General features: G+C 69.1%; 14 protein-coding genes and 1 pseudogene. 10 read left to right on the forward strand and 5 right to left on the reverse strand.

Translation table 11 applies throughout. The annotated features are described in order from the left end of the window. Positions 1-84: 84 nt before the first annotated feature. Complete coding sequence (locus ACWGPE_RS10900) at positions 85-423, reverse strand: hypothetical protein (protein ID WP_275505821.1); 339 nt, start codon at positions 421-423, stop codon at positions 85-87. A 78-nt stretch (positions 424-501) separates the two neighbouring features. Between ACWGPE_RS10900 and ACWGPE_RS10905 the strand changes: the two genes are divergently transcribed. After that, positions 502-1266 (forward strand): SDR family NAD(P)-dependent oxidoreductase, encoded by a 765-nt coding sequence (locus tag ACWGPE_RS10905; RefSeq protein ID WP_231431055.1) that lies wholly within the window; start codon positions 502-504, stop codon positions 1264-1266. Positions 1267-1294: 28 nt separating this feature from the next. On the opposite strand, the gene dhaM is transcribed toward ACWGPE_RS10905, so the two are convergent. Genes dhaM through dhaK form a run of 3 tightly spaced genes read right to left on the reverse strand, consistent with a single transcriptional unit; the run spans position 1295 to position 3674 of the window. Next, complete coding sequence (gene dhaM, locus ACWGPE_RS10910; RefSeq protein ID WP_452048686.1) at positions 1295-2005, reverse strand: dihydroxyacetone kinase phosphoryl donor subunit DhaM; 711 nt, start codon at positions 2003-2005, stop codon at positions 1295-1297. A gap of 2 nt (positions 2006-2007) precedes the next feature. Then, a complete protein-coding gene (gene dhaL / locus ACWGPE_RS10915; RefSeq protein ID WP_452048687.1) occupies positions 2008-2655 on the reverse strand; it encodes a dihydroxyacetone kinase subunit DhaL in 648 nt (215 codons plus the stop codon). 17 nt (positions 2656-2672) lie between these two features. Then, positions 2673-3674 (reverse strand): dihydroxyacetone kinase subunit DhaK, encoded by a 1002-nt coding sequence (dhaK, locus tag ACWGPE_RS10920; RefSeq protein WP_231431057.1) that lies wholly within the window; start codon positions 3672-3674, stop codon positions 2673-2675. Positions 3675-3882: 208 nt separating this feature from the next. Between dhaK and ACWGPE_RS10925 the strand changes: the two genes are divergently transcribed. Continuing rightward, on the forward strand, positions 3883-4641 hold the full coding sequence (locus ACWGPE_RS10925) for an MIP/aquaporin family protein (protein ID WP_231431058.1): 759 nt from the start codon (positions 3883-3885) through the stop codon (positions 4639-4641). A gap of 87 nt (positions 4642-4728) precedes the next feature. Beyond that, the gene (gene glpK, locus ACWGPE_RS10930) at positions 4729-6243 is read left to right on the forward strand and encodes a glycerol kinase GlpK (RefSeq protein WP_452048688.1); all 1515 of its coding nucleotides are present in this window, start codon (positions 4729-4731) and stop codon (positions 6241-6243) included. Between the two features lie 61 nt (positions 6244-6304). Here the strand turns inward: glpK and trpD are convergent, their stop codons facing one another. Beyond that, positions 6305-7357: an anthranilate phosphoribosyltransferase gene (gene trpD, locus ACWGPE_RS10935; protein WP_452048689.1), complete on the reverse strand. Its 1053-nt coding sequence runs from the start codon at positions 7355-7357 to the stop codon at positions 6305-6307. Positions 7358-7489: 132 nt separating this feature from the next. On the opposite strand from trpD, the gene ctaE reads away from it, so the two are divergent. The 7 genes and pseudogenes from ctaE (at position 7490) to ACWGPE_RS10970 (ending at position 13295) form a co-directional block, all read left to right on the forward strand. Further along, positions 7490-8134, forward strand: a complete 645-nt coding sequence (gene ctaE, locus ACWGPE_RS10940) for an aa3-type cytochrome oxidase subunit III (RefSeq protein WP_231431061.1) — start codon at positions 7490-7492, stop codon at positions 8132-8134. Positions 8135-8182: 48 nt separating this feature from the next. Continuing rightward, positions 8183-8977, forward strand: coding sequence for a cytochrome bc1 complex diheme cytochrome c subunit (gene qcrC / locus ACWGPE_RS10945; RefSeq protein ID WP_231431062.1), 795 nt, complete (start codon positions 8183-8185; stop codon positions 8975-8977). Between the two features lie 37 nt (positions 8978-9014). Next, positions 9015-10091: a cytochrome bc1 complex Rieske iron-sulfur subunit gene (gene qcrA, locus ACWGPE_RS10950; protein ID WP_231431063.1), complete on the forward strand. Its 1077-nt coding sequence runs from the start codon at positions 9015-9017 to the stop codon at positions 10089-10091. Next, the gene (gene qcrB / locus ACWGPE_RS10955) at positions 10088-11695 is read left to right on the forward strand and encodes a cytochrome bc1 complex cytochrome b subunit (protein WP_275505826.1); all 1608 of its coding nucleotides are present in this window, start codon (positions 10088-10090) and stop codon (positions 11693-11695) included. The genes qcrA and qcrB overlap by 4 nt, the downstream gene beginning before the upstream one ends. Positions 11696-11726: 31 nt before the next feature. Then, positions 11727-11852 (forward strand): annotated as a pseudogene (locus ACWGPE_RS10960) (putative RNA methyltransferase); the annotation flags it as partial. A gap of 45 nt (positions 11853-11897) precedes the next feature. After that, positions 11898-12584 carry a methyltransferase domain-containing protein gene (locus ACWGPE_RS10965; RefSeq protein ID WP_452048691.1) on the forward strand — a complete coding sequence of 229 codons (687 nt, stop codon included), beginning with the start codon at positions 11898-11900 and terminating at the stop codon, positions 12582-12584. Between the two features lie 45 nt (positions 12585-12629). Continuing rightward, positions 12630-13295: an SAM-dependent methyltransferase gene (locus ACWGPE_RS10970; protein WP_231431066.1), complete on the forward strand. Its 666-nt coding sequence runs from the start codon at positions 12630-12632 to the stop codon at positions 13293-13295. Positions 13296-13331 lie beyond the last annotated feature (36 nt).

Genomic DNA, 13331 nt, shown 5'->3' on the forward strand with positions numbered 1-13331 from the left:
CTCGCCGTTCCTGCCCGCCGTCATGGGGCGGGGGGCCCCGCGCCCCCGCGCGCCCCACTCCCCCGTTTCCCCGGTTCCCCCGGCTCAGTTCGTCGCTTCTCGCTCCTCGTAGCGCTCGAGACGCCGACCCGTCGCCGGCATTCCGAGCTCGTTGAGCGGTCCGTTCATGGATCGCTCGGGCAGTCGTTCGTCGGTCGGGCAGGTCATGACGATGTTGCCGTTCGCGTCATCGAACGTATGTTCGAAGATCGCGTGACCGCAGACGGGGCAGGGTCGCTCCTGCAGTTCCCGCGGATCGGCCTGGTCGGTGCCCTCGGTGATGGGCGGTGCGCCGAAGATCGGCTCGAGTGCGTTGTCGACTCGATCGAAGAACCTCGTGAAAGCGTTGCCGTCGTCTGGGCGGCTCGCTGCGTCGCGTGCCATAACCGAGATCGTACGCCCCGAGGCATCCTCATCACCAGAGGCGCGCCACAGGCTCGCGGCCCTGCTTAGGCTGGGAAGATGACGGATGCCTCGCTCCCCCGCCCGGTCACGATCATCACCGGCGCCAGCCGCGGCATCGGCGCAGCGATCGCCGAACGCCTCGCCGCCGACGGGCACGACCTCGTGATCACCTACCGCGACCGTGCCGCCGACGCCGACGCCGTCGCCCGCCGCTGCACCGATTCCGGTGCGCGGGTGCTCGTGCTGCAGGTCGACCTCGCCGACCTCGACGCCGCCGCGACCGTGGTGCCGTCGGCCGTCGACGCGTTCGGCCGCGTCACCGGTCTCGTCAACAATGCCGGCATCACCGGCCGGATCGGCCCGTTCCTCGACGTGCCGCTCGAAGAAGCCGAAGCGGTGTTCCGCATCAACGTGCTCGCCCCGCTCATCATCACCCGGGCTGCGATCGAGCACATGGCGACCGACCGTGGCGGCGTCGGAGGCTCGATCGTCAACATCTCCTCTGGCGCGGCGAAGTCCGGTGCCCCGAACACGTACATCCCCTATGCGATGAGCAAGGCGGCGCTCAACGCACTCACGACGGGCGCCTCGAAGGAGTTCGGACCGGTCGGCGTGCGTGTCAACACCGTCTCCCCCGGCACGACCCGCACCGAGATCCACGCCGCAGCCGGCCGGCCCGACGCGCCCGACGAGCGCGCGCCCGGAATCCCGATGCGACGCCCCGGCGAACCGCACGAGATCGCCGGCGCGGTCGCCTACCTGCTCTCCGACGACGCGAGCTACACCTCCGGCGCCGATATCCGCGTGGCGGGCGGCAACTGAGGGTCGATCGAACCCGCAGAACCCCGGTTCAGGCTTCGCCGAACCCGGTCGCCGTCAGTTCTGCGAGCGCGTCGACGGCGGCCGACGCACCCGGATCGTCGCTCGCGATCTCGAGGCTCGCGCCTTTCGTCAGCCCGAGCGACATGATGCCGAGCAGGCTCTTCGCGTCGGCCCCGTTGACCGTGATCCGCTGCGGGTAGCGGGCTGCGAGCTTCACGAGTTCGGCGGCCGGCCGGGCGTGCAGGCCGTCGGCGTTCACGAGGGTCACGGTCCGCGAGTACCCGGATGCCCCGTGGCCACGCGTCGGCCGGTCCTCGGATCCGGCCTCGGCGCGGCCCGGGGCCCTCGGTCCGCCACCCGCCGCGGACTCCGCAGCATTCAGGACCACCTCGAGCGGGTCGCCGGACTCCGCGGCCACGGCCGCAGCGACGCCCCCCTCGACGAGCGGCGCGTCGGCGATCCTCGTGCGCTCCCGCAGCTCGTCGTCGACGAAGTCGAGCACGGTCTCCGCCGTGAGGATCGCCGACCCGAGGTCGCAGAGCACGACGACGCCCGAGCCGGAGTCGGCTTCGGCGATCGCCGCGTTCACGAGATCGAAGCTGGTGCCGATGCGGCCGTCATCGGTACCGCCAGCCGGGATCATCGCGACCGTCGGGGCCATCTGCCGGGCGAGCGCGACGAGGCCCGAAGCGATCTCGGCCGAATGCGAGACGAAGACGAGGCCCACCGTTCCGGGCATCGTCATACCCCGGTCGCCGCTCGGGCGGCATCGGCGGCGGCGCGGAGCAGCAGCGCACTCGACTCCGCCCCAGGATCGCGATGCCCGGCGGAGCGCTCGCCGAGGTAGCTCGCCCGTCCCTTGCGTGCGATGAGCGGCTCCGTCGCTTCGGCCCCAGCCTCCGCGGCCGATGCCGCGGCATCGAGCACCGCCGCCGCGTCTGCGCCGGCTTCCGCGGCGGCGGTGGCCGCATCGGCCGCAGGCGTCCACGCGTCGACCATCGTCTTGTCGCCGGCCTCGGCCTTTCCCCGTAGCACGATGCCGTCGCGGCCCGCCGTCAGCAGGGCGGCGATCGCGCGGCCGTCGAGCGACGCCTCACCGGCGACCGCCGAGGCCGCCTTCAGGTAGGCCGTGCCGTACAACGGCCCCGCCGCCCCGCCGACCGTCGAGATCAGGGTGGTCGCGACGAGCTTCAGCACGTCGCTCGGGACGGATCCGGCCGCGAGGTCGTCGAGCTTCGCCGAGACGGCTTCGAACCCGCGGTCCATGTTCTCGCCGTGATCGCCGTCGCCGATCTCGCGATCGAGTGTGATCAGGTCCACCCGGTGCTCGCTGATGCACTCAGCGCTCCGCCGGGTCCAATCGACCGCCCACGTGATGTCGAGCCCCACTGATCCTCCTTCGCCAGTCACCGGCCCCAGCGGAGTGCAGCCGTCTGCACCGGGGCATCCCAGAGCTCGATCATCTCGTCGTCGAGCTTCAGCAGCGTGATCGACATCCCCTGCATCTCGAGCGACGTGATGTAACTGCCGACCAGCGAGCGGGCGACATGGATGCCACGTTCCGTGAGCACCTCGGCGGCTCGGCGATACGCGATGTAGAGCTCGATCTGCGGGGTTCCCCCCATGCCGTTCACGAACAGGAGGGCCCGTTCGCCGGCCTCGTACGGGAGGTCGTCGAGGATCGGTTCGAGGAGGCGGTCGACCAGTCGGTCGGCGGGCTCGAGGCCCACTCGCTCTCGTCCCGGTTCGCCGTGAATGCCGATGCCGATCTCGATCTCGTCCTCCGCGAGCGTGAAGCTCGGCTCGCCCGCGTGCGGCACGACGCACGGCGTGAGCGCGAGCCCCATCGACCTGGCGGCGGCGTTCACCCGCTCGGCGACCGAGGCGACCTCTTCGAGCGAGTCGCCCCGCTCGGCGGCAGCGCCGGCGATCTTCTCGACGAGCACGGTGCCCGCGACGCCGCGACGGCCCGCCGTGTACAGGGAATCGCGCACCGCGACGTCGTCGTTCGTCACGACCGCCCGCACCTCGATGCCCTCGGCGGCAGCGAGATCGGCGGCGGTCTCGAAGTTGAGCACGTCGCCCGTGTAGTTCTTCACGATATGCAGGACGCCGGCGCCGCCGTCGACCGCCTTCGTCGCCTCGAGGATCGGATCGGGGGTCGGCGAGGTGAACACCGCACCCGGCACCGCGGCGTCGAGCATGCCGAAGCCGACGAAGCCCGCGTGCAACGGCTCGTGGCCGCTGCCGCCCCCGCTGACGAGCCCGACCTTGCCCGCGATCGGCGCATCCGCCCGCACGACGCGGATCGGATCGACATCGACGCGCACCAGATCGGCGTGCGCGAGCGCGAACCCGGCGACCGATTCGTCGACGACGCGCTTCGGGTCATTGATGATCTTCTTCATCCGGCACCCCTTCCGTGACCGTGCGGGGCCTGTCGCGGCGCGGCCGCCCCCTGCGCGGCGCTCCCTCGCAAACCTACGCCCCGTGAGGCCTCGACCGTAAGGCCGATACGTCGCGAACTCGGACGCAATCGTTCCCCCCGAAGGGGTCACGGGGCTATCGTGACACCAGAGCGGCCGCGATGAAGCGCCGCATCGAAGGGGGCTGTACATGAATCTCGGCATCATCTTCCTGTCGGAACTCGTCGGCACCGCAATGCTGGTGCTCCTCGGTTGCGGCGTCGTCGCGAACGTCGCGCTCATCCGCAACAAGGGCCACAACGGCGGGTTCCTCATGGTGAACATCGGCTGGGGCCTCGCGGTCTTCGCCGGCGTCATCGTCTCGTACGCCTCGGGTGCCAACCTCAATCCCGCGGTCACGCTCGGCCTCGCCGTCAACCGCCTCGCGAAGGGTGAGCCCGACTTCGTTCCAGGCATCCCGATCGACGCGGCATCCATCGCGACCTACATCGGCGCGCAGATGGTCGGCGCCTTCATCGGCGCCGTGTTCTGCTGGCTCGCATACAAGCAGCATTTCGACGCCGAGCCCGAGGCCGCGAACAAGCTCGGGGTCTTCTCCACCGGCCCCGCGATCCGTTCCTACGGGTGGAACCTCATCACCGAGATCATCGGCACGTTCGTGCTGGTGTTCGTCATCCTCGGGTTCAGCTACGGGCGCACGCCGGCCGAACTCGGCGCCATCCCCGTCGCGTTCCTCGTGATCGCGATCGGCGCGTCGCTCGGTGGACCGACCGGCTACGCGATCAACCCGGCCCGCGACCTCGGTCCGCGCATCGCGCACGCGGTGCTGCCGATCAAGGGCAAGGGCAGCTCCGACTGGTCGTACTCGTGGGTGCCGGTCGTCGGCCCCGTCATCGGCGGCCTCATCGCCGGGTGGGCGGCACTCGTCCTGCTGCCGGTGCTCTCGTGACGGCTCGCCGGGCAACTCCATCCGCACCGACCCCAACCGAATCATGTGCGCACGACGTCGCTCGGCGTGCACGAATGAGAGGAACTCATGGCTGACTACGTCCTCGCGATCGACCAGGGCACGACGAGCTCGCGGGCGATCATCTTCGACAAGGCCGGATCGATCGTCGCCACGGGGCAGCTCGAGCACGAGCAGATCTTCCCGAAGGCCGGCTGGGTCGAGCACGACCCGGCCGAGATCTGGCGCAACACGCGCGAGGTGATCGGCCAGGCGCTCGGCAAGGCCGACCTGACCCGGCACGACATCGCGGCGGTCGGCATCACCAATCAGCGCGAGACCGCTGTGGTGTGGGATCGCCACACCGGCGAGCCCGTCTACAACGCGATCGTCTGGCAGGACACCCGGACGCAGCCCATCGTCGACCGGCTCGCCGCCGACGGCGGCGTCGAGCGCTTCAAGCACAAGGTCGGCCTGCCGCTCGCGACCTACTTCTCGGGCACGAAGGTGGTCTGGATCCTCGAGAACGTCCCGGGCGCCCGGGAGCGCGCGGAAGCCGGCGACCTGCTGTTCGGAACGACCGACTGCTGGGTGCTCTGGAACCTCACCGGCGGCCACGAGGGCGGCGTGCACGCGACGGATGTCACGAACGCGAGCCGCACGATGTTCATGGACCTCGAGACGCTGCAGTGGGACGACGAGATCCTCGCCGCCTTCGACGTACCGCGCTCGATGCTGCCCGAGATCAAGAGCTCGTCCGAGGTCTACGGAACGGTCGAGCCGTCGAGCCTGCTTCGGGAGGTGCCGGTCGCCGGCATTCTCGGCGACCAGCAGGCCGCGACCTTCGGCCAGGCCGCCTTCGACCCGGGAGAGTCGAAGAACACCTACGGCACGGGCAACTTCCTGATCTTCAACACCGGAACCGAGATCGTCCACTCGAAGAACGGACTGCTCACCACCCTCGGGTACCAACTCGGATCGGACGCCCCGCACTACGCCCTCGAGGGTTCCATCGCGGTGACCGGTTCGCTGATCCAGTGGCTGCGCGACAACCTCGGCCTCATCTCGTCGGCCGCCGAGGTCGAAGAACTCGCGAAGTCGGTCGAGGACAACGGCGGCGCCTACTTCGTGCCCGCGTTCTCGGGCCTGTTCGCCCCGTACTGGCGACCCGACGCGCGCGGTGCACTCGTCGGCCTCACCAGGTTCGTCAACAAGGGCCACATCGCTCGTGCGGCGCTCGAGGCCACGGCATTCCAGACGCGCGAGGTCCTCGACGCCGTCAACGCCGATTCGGGCGTCGAGTTGACCGAGCTCAAGGTCGACGGCGGCATGATCGCGAACAACACGCTCATGCAGTTCCAGGCCGACATCCTGGGCGTGCCCGTGGTGCGTCCGGTCGTCGCAGAGACGACCGCCCTCGGCGCGGCCTACGCGGCCGGTCTCGCGGTCGGCTTCTGGTCGAGCCTCGACGAGCTCCGCGCCAATTGGCAGGAGGACTCGCGTTGGGAGCCGGCCATGGGGGCCGAAGAGCGCGATCGCCGCCTGCGGCTCTGGAAGAAGGCGGTGACGAAGACCTTCGGCTGGGTCGACGACGACGTCGAGTGACCGACGACGATCGCGGGCCCCGTGGATGCCACGGGGCCCGCGTCGTGCGTCGAGCCGGGGGTCACCGCCTGGTCGCGGCGATCCATTCCTCGAGCTTCGCCGCCGCGGCACCGCCGTCGATCGCCTCTTCGGCGACCGCCATCTTGTCGCGGAAGCGATCGAGGATCGGCCGCTGGAACTGATTCGGATCTTTCGCGAGGTCGAACGAGACGAGGCCCGCGGCGGCGTTCAGCACCACGATGTCGCGGATCGGCCCGCGCGCGCCCGCGAGCACCTCGTGCACGATCGCGGCGTTGTGCGCGGCGTCGCCGCCCATGAGCTGGTCGATCGTCGCCCGGGCGATGCCGAGGTCGCGGGGGTCGAGGTCGTGCTCCTTCACGGTGCCGCCCGAGACCTCCCAGACGTGCGAGTGGCCGGTCGTCGTCAATTCGTCGAGTCCGTCGTCACCCCGGAACACGAGCGCCGTGGCACCGCGCGTCTGGAAGACGCCGACGATGAGTGGCACCCGATCGAGGTGGGCGACGCCGACGGCCGAGGCCTCGGGCCGGGCGGGGTTGCACAGCGGGCCGAGGAAGTTGAACACCGTCGCGATTCCGAGCTGCGCCCGCACCGCGCCGGCGTGCCGGAAGCCGGGATGGAAGGCGGCCGCGTAGGCGAACGTGATGCCGGCGTCCTCGAGGACGGAGGCGACCCGCTCGGGGGCGAGCGCGAGATCGAGGCCGAGCGCCGCGAGCACGTCGGACGAGCCGGACGCGCTGCTCGCGGCGCGATTGCCGTGCTTGATGACGGGAACACCCGCCGCAGCCGCAACGATCGACGCCATCGTGGACACGTTCACCGTGCCGAACCGGTCGCCGCCGGTGCCCACGATGTCGAGCGCCATCGGATCGGCGGGCAATGGGACCGCGTGATCGAGGACGGCATCGCGGAAGCCGACGATCTCGTCGACCGTCTCGCCCTTGATGCGCAGCGCGACGAGGAACGCGGCGAGCTGCGCCTCGGTGGCCTCCCCCGTCATGACCTGCTCCATGCACCAGGCGGCGTCGGAAACGCTCAGGTCTTCACCCTGCAGGAGGGAGTTCAGGATCTCTGGCCAATACTGGTGCGAAGGCATGCTGCCGATCCTATCCGCCCGATTCACGGCGGATTCTCGGGCGTTGCTCAGTGCGACTTAGGGTTCCCTAACCTCCGCCGCTGCGACACGGCCCCGGATGATGACGAAAACTCCGGCGCGATTTCGGCCATAATGGGGAGCGTGACGAGCACCTCAATCACTTATCAGGCGAGCGCGCCCGTGATCAATCGACCGAACACCGTCGCGGTGGGCACGATCGTCTGGCTGGGCAGCGAGGTCATGTTCTTCGCGGGACTCTTCGCGATCTACTTCACGCTGCGGTCGACCTCACCCGACCTCTGGGCGTTCGAGGCCGATCGGCTGAACTTCCCGTTCTCGCTGACGAACACGATCATCCTCGTGCTCTCGTCGTTCACCTGCCAGTTCGGCGTGTTCGCGGCCGAGCGCCTCCAGCCGTACCGCACGGGTCCGTGGTGGAACCCGGCCAAGTGGGGCATGGTCGAGTGGTTCTTCCTCACCTACGCCATGGGTGCGATCTTCGTCTCGGGTCAGATCTGGGAGTACGCGACGCTGGTCTCCGAGGGCATCTCGATCGACTCGAACTCGTACGGCTCGGCCTTCTACCTGACGACCGGCTTCCACGGCCTGCACGTCACCGGCGGCCTCCTCGCGTTCCTGCTCGTCATCGGCCGGGTGTTCGCCGTCAAGAACTTCGGTCACCGTGAGGCCACCAGCGCGATCGTCGTCTCGTACTACTGGCACTTCGTCGACGTGGTCTGGATCGGCCTGTTCCTCGTGATCTACGTCCTGAAGTAGGCCCGCCCGATGCGTCAGTCCAGCAAGCCCGTGAACAGGAAGAACCACATGACCCGCCAGAAGCGACGCGCCGGCCGCCGGCATCCGCTCGCCACCGTCGCGCTCCTCGCCCTGGGCCTCGTCTTCACCGGCGGTGCGTACGCGGCGCTCAGCGCCGGCACCGTCGCCCAGGCAGAGGACGACCCGACCTCGCAGCAGACGATCGACGAGGGCGAGAAGCTCTTCCAGGCGAACTGCGCGACGTGTCACGGCATCGACGCCCAGGGCACCGACACGGGTCCGAGCCTGATCGGCGTCGGCGCCGCCGCCGTCGACTTCCAGGTGGGCACCGGCCGCATGCCGATGCAGATGCAGGGACCGCAGGCGCCGCAGAAGCCCCCGCAGTTCAACGACGAGCAGGTCAAGCAGCTCGCCTACTACGTCGCCTCGCTCGGCCCCGGCCCCGAGATCCCCGCCGACCACCTCGTCAACGGCGGCGGCGACGCGGCGAACGGCGCAGAGCTCTTCCGCATCAACTGCGCGATGTGCCACAACGTGGCCGGCGCCGGCGGTGCTCTCACGGAGGGCAAGTTCGCTCCCCCGCTCACCGAGGTCACGGGCGTCCACATCTACGAGGCGATGGTCACCGGCCCGCAGAACATGCCGGTCTTCAACGACCTCAACATCTCGCCCGAGGACAAGCGCGACATCATCACGTACCTCAAGTACGTCCAGGACAACCGTTCGCCCGGCGGATTCGAGCTCGGCTCGCTCGGCCCGGTCTCGGAGGGCCTGTTCATCTGGATCTTCGGTCTCGGCACCATCGTCGCGATCACCGTGTGGATCACGGCGAAGTCCAACTAGCGGCAGCCCGGCACGAAGAAGACCCAGAAGGAGAACCATGGCACAGGACGACCACAGCGGCGCGGAAGTCGCCGCTGCAGACTCGTCGCACGCCGCGCACGACTCGAACGTTTCGCCGGGCACCGCGGTGATCGCCGCCGACGCGTTCGAGAATCCCGGATTCCCGCCGCACCGGCCCCGGGTGACCGATGAGGACCCGAAGCGCGACAAGCGCGCCCAGCGCACCGTCTACACGCTCTTCTACCTGTCGATCCTCGGCAGCATCTGGGCGATCGCGGCGTACATGCTCTTCCCGATCGAGTCCAACGACGTCGGCATGGTCCGCCTGAACAACATGTTCTTCGGCCTCGGTGCGACGCTCGCCCTGCTCGGCATCGGCTTCGGCGTGGTGCACTGGGGCAAGGCGGTCATGGCCGAGGTGGAGCTCGCCGACGAGCGGCACCCCATCGGCGGTTCGCCCGAGACCCAGGCCGCCGCGGCGCAGGTGTTCGCCGACGCTGACCGGGAGTCGGGCTTCACGCGACGCACCGCGATCCGCAACAGCCTCATCGGCGCCCTGCTGGTGTTCCCCCTCCCCGCGATCGTGCTCTTCCGCGGCTTCGCCCCGCAGGACGAGAACCCCGTCGAGCTGCTCAGCCACACGATGTGGCAGAAGGGCAGCCGGCTCACGCTCGACCCGTCGGGCACGCCGATCAAGGCCGCCGACGTCACCATCGGCAGCGCCTTCCACGTGATCCCCGAGGGGCTCGCCGAGCTCGAGCACGGCAAGCTCGAGGCGAAGGCCAAGGCCGCCGTCCTGCTCATGCGCCTCGACCCTGCCGAGCTCAACGAGCTGCCCGATCGCAAGGACTGGTCGTACGACGGCATCGTCGCGTACTCCAAGATCTGCACGCACGTCGGTTGCCCCGTCGCCCTGTACGAGCAGCACACGCACCACCTGCTGTGCCCGTGCCACCAGTCGCAGTTCGACGTCACGAACCACTGCGAGGTCATCTTCGGCCCGGCCAAGCGCCCGCTGCCGCAGCTGCCGATCACCGTCGACGACGAGGGCTACCTCGTCGCACGAAGCGACTTCACCGAACCCGTCGGCCCGAGCTTCTGGGAGCGCCATTGAGCACCGCACCGTCCGCCACCGCGCCGCAGAAGCGGTCGTTCACTGCGGCAGCCTCCGTCTACGTCAACGAGCGCACGAGCCTCGCGGGCTTCGTGAAGGAGCTCGGTCGCAAGGCCTTCCCCGACCACTGGTCGTTCCTGCTCGGTGAGGTCGCGCTCTTCAGCTTCGTGGTCGTGCTGATCTCGGGCACCTTCCTGACGTTCTTCTTCCAGGCGTCGATGGCCGAGGTGCACTACAACGGCTCGTACGTTCCTCTCAAGGGCGTCGAGATGTCGGTCGCGATGGCGTCGACCCTCGATATCTCCTTCGACATCCGCGGCGGCCTCTTCGTGCGCCAGATGCATCACTGGGCCGCGCTGCTCTTCGTCGCCGCCATCGGCCTGCACATGCTGCGCATCTTCTTCACGGGTGCGTTCCGCAAGCCGCGCGAGCTGAACTGGGTGATCGGCTTCACGCTCTTCATCCTCGCGATGGCAGAGGGCTTCACCGGTTACTCGTTGCCCGACGACCTGCTCTCGGGCAACGGCCTCGCGATCATCAACGGCATGATCAAGGGCATCCCCGTCGTGGGCACCTGGACCTCGTTCCTCCTCTTCGGCGGAGAGTTCCCGGGCACCGCGATCGTCGGTCGCCTCTACACGCTGCACATCCTGCTGCTCCCGGCCCTCGTCGTCGCGCTCGTGGCGATCCACCTCGTGTTCGTCGTCGTGCACAAGCACACGCAGTATGCAGGCCCCGGCAAGACCCAGCAGAACGCGGTGGGCCCGCCCATCCTGCCGATCTACGCGGCCAAGGCCGGCGGCTTCTTCTTCATCATCTTCGGCGTGCTGGCGCTCATCGCCTCGATGTTCACGATCAACCCGATCTGGAACTACGGGCCATACGACCCCTCCCCCGTCTCCGCGGGCACCCAGCCCGACTGGTACATCGGCTTCGCCGACGGCGCCCTCCGTCTCGTGCCGCCCGGCTGGGAGTTCGTCTGGCTCGACCGCACGTGGTCGTTCAACATCATCGTGCCGATCCTCGTGCTCGGCGGCTTCATCATGGCGGTGCTGATCTACCCGTTCATCGAGGCCTGGGTGAAGGGCGACAAGCGCGAGCACCACATCGCCGACCGCCCGCGGAACGCGCCGACCCGCACCGCGATCGGCGCAGCCGGTGTCACGTTCTACGCGGGCCTCTGGGCCGCGGCGAGCTCCGACATCCTGGCGACCCACTTCTCGCTCACGATGGAGGGCGTGATCCACGCGCTTCAGGCCGTCGTCATCATCGGACCGTTCATCGCGTACTTCATCACGAAGCGCGTGTGCATCGCCCTGCAGAAGAAGGATCGCGAGATCGTGCTGCACGGCTACGAGTCGGGCCGCATCGTGAAGCTGCCCGGCGGCGAGTTCATCGAGGTGCACCAGCCGCTCGACGAGTACGACCGATGGAAGCTCGTGGACTTCGAGACCTACGAGCCGCTCATGATCCGGCCGAACGCGCGCGGCAAGATCACCGTCGGCCAGCGCCTCCGCGCCTCGCTGTCGCGCTGGTTCTTCGAGGACCGCATCGCGCCAGTCACCAAGGGCGAGCTCGAGGCAGGCCACGACGGCCACCACTGACTGGCTGACTGACGGATTCGGGCACCGGGCCATGTCGATCGATTCGACCTGGCTTCGGTGCCCGAACTGTTTCAGCGATCTCGCCCCCGTCGGTGACCGCACGTTCGGCTGCACGAACGGCCATCGGTTCGACCGGTCGAAGTACGGGTTCCTCACGCTCCTGCCACCGAAGGCGCCACGCACGGTCGGCGACGACCGGTCGATGCTCGACGCACGCGCCGCGCTGCTCGGCTCGGGTGCGTACCAACCGATCTCCGACGCGCTCGCACGTCTCGCACAGGCCTCCGCCGGCTCGTCGGATGCCGCCCCGCGCATCGCCGACCTGGGATGCGGCACCGGTCACTACTCGGCCGAGCTGGCCCGGGTCATCCCAGACGCGCGCTTCCTCCTCGCCGACCGCTCCCCCGATGCCGTTCGCGCGAGTCTCCGCGCCCTGCCAGGTGAGACGGGTGTCGTGCTCGACATCTGGCGGCCACTCCCCCTTCGCTCGTCGACGGCCGACTTGGTGCTCAACGTGTTCGCGCCGAGGAACGGCGCCGAGTTCGCGCGGATCCTGCGCCCGGGTGGCCGGCTTCTCGTGATCGTGCCCACAGAACGGCACCTGCGCGAGCTTCGCGTGGCCGGGCTCATGCTCGATGTTCCGCCCGGCAAGTCGGGTCGCCTAGTGGAGCAGCTCGCGGTCGACGGCCTCACTGCCTCGGACGTGCATTCGCTCGAGTACGATCTCGGCGTGGACGCCGCCGGTCGTCGACTGCTCGCGGGAATGGGCCCCGCCGCGCATCACTCGGGTGCAGAGGCTGCGGCCGCGGTCGAACCGGACGCCGCGCCGGCGAACGTGACGGTCTCCGTCGAGCTGCTCGAGTTCCAGCGGTCGGCGTCGGCGGCCTGACGCGCGCTTGGTGCATTCGTCTCCCGCTGGGTCGATACTTGCACCATGGACGATTGCTGCGTCGATGCAGCAGATGGCGCAGACCGCTACGAGCCGGTGTTCACCGGACGCTTCGCCGAGCGAATCGCCCGGCGGTATGCGAAGGACGGACTGACGCCCCCCGAGCGGCGCATCGTCGAGTTCCTGGCCGACGAGGTCGGGGTGCAGGGCGCCACCGTGCTCGAGATCGGCGGGGGCATCGGCGAGATCCAGATCGAGTTGATCAAGCGCGGCGCATCCGCCTCCGTGAACCTCGAGCTCTCGAGCGCCTATGAAGAGGTGGCCGGGCGGGTCGCCGCGAAGGCCGGTACGGCGCATGCCATGACTCGGCGCATCGGCGTCGACCTCGCGCTGCATCCGGAGGCCGTCGACGTGGCGGACGTGGTGATCCTCCATCGGGTCGTCTGCTGCTATCCCGACGCGACCCGCCTGCTCGCGGCTGCCGCAGGACGAGCACGCCGAGTGGTCGTCTTCACCCACCCGCCTCGCGATCCGCTGACCAGGCTCGCCGCGGCATCCGGGAATCTGCTCATGCGGCTGCAGCGAAAGACCTATCGCGGCTACGTGCACTCGCCCGATGCGATGGTCGCCGTGCTCGAACACCGCGGATTCGAGGCGCGCTACCGCCAGCGGGCCGGGTCGTGGCGCGTGGTCGGGGCAGTACGCGCTTGACCCCGAGAACGGCGGAAGCCCCGGACCATTGGTCCG

This window comes from Agromyces sp. NPDC055658, from assembly GCF_053618155.1.

Coding starts and splice junctions, on each gene's coding strand:
- ACWGPE_RS10900 (WP_275505821.1), bottom strand. CDS start 423: ATGGCACGCGACGCAGCGAGCCGCCCAGACGACGGCAACGCTTTCACG.
- ACWGPE_RS10905 (WP_231431055.1), top strand. CDS start 502: ATGACGGATGCCTCGCTCCCCCGCCCGGTCACGATCATCACCGGCGCC.
- dhaM (WP_452048686.1), bottom strand. CDS start 2,005: ATGCCCGGAACGGTGGGCCTCGTCTTCGTCTCGCATTCGGCCGAGATC.
- dhaK (WP_231431057.1), bottom strand. CDS start 3,674: ATGAAGAAGATCATCAATGACCCGAAGCGCGTCGTCGACGAATCGGTC.
- ACWGPE_RS10925 (WP_231431058.1), top strand. CDS start 3,883: ATGAATCTCGGCATCATCTTCCTGTCGGAACTCGTCGGCACCGCAATG.
- glpK (WP_452048688.1), top strand. CDS start 4,729: ATGGCTGACTACGTCCTCGCGATCGACCAGGGCACGACGAGCTCGCGG.
- trpD (WP_452048689.1), bottom strand. CDS start 7,357: ATGCCTTCGCACCAGTATTGGCCAGAGATCCTGAACTCCCTCCTGCAG.
- ctaE (WP_231431061.1), top strand. CDS start 7,490: ATGGGGAGCGTGACGAGCACCTCAATCACTTATCAGGCGAGCGCGCCC.
- qcrC (WP_231431062.1), top strand. CDS start 8,183: ATGACCCGCCAGAAGCGACGCGCCGGCCGCCGGCATCCGCTCGCCACC.
- qcrA (WP_231431063.1), top strand. CDS start 9,015: ATGGCACAGGACGACCACAGCGGCGCGGAAGTCGCCGCTGCAGACTCG.
- ACWGPE_RS10965 (WP_452048691.1), top strand. CDS start 11,898: ATGCTCGACGCACGCGCCGCGCTGCTCGGCTCGGGTGCGTACCAACCG.
- ACWGPE_RS10970 (WP_231431066.1), top strand. CDS start 12,630: ATGGACGATTGCTGCGTCGATGCAGCAGATGGCGCAGACCGCTACGAG.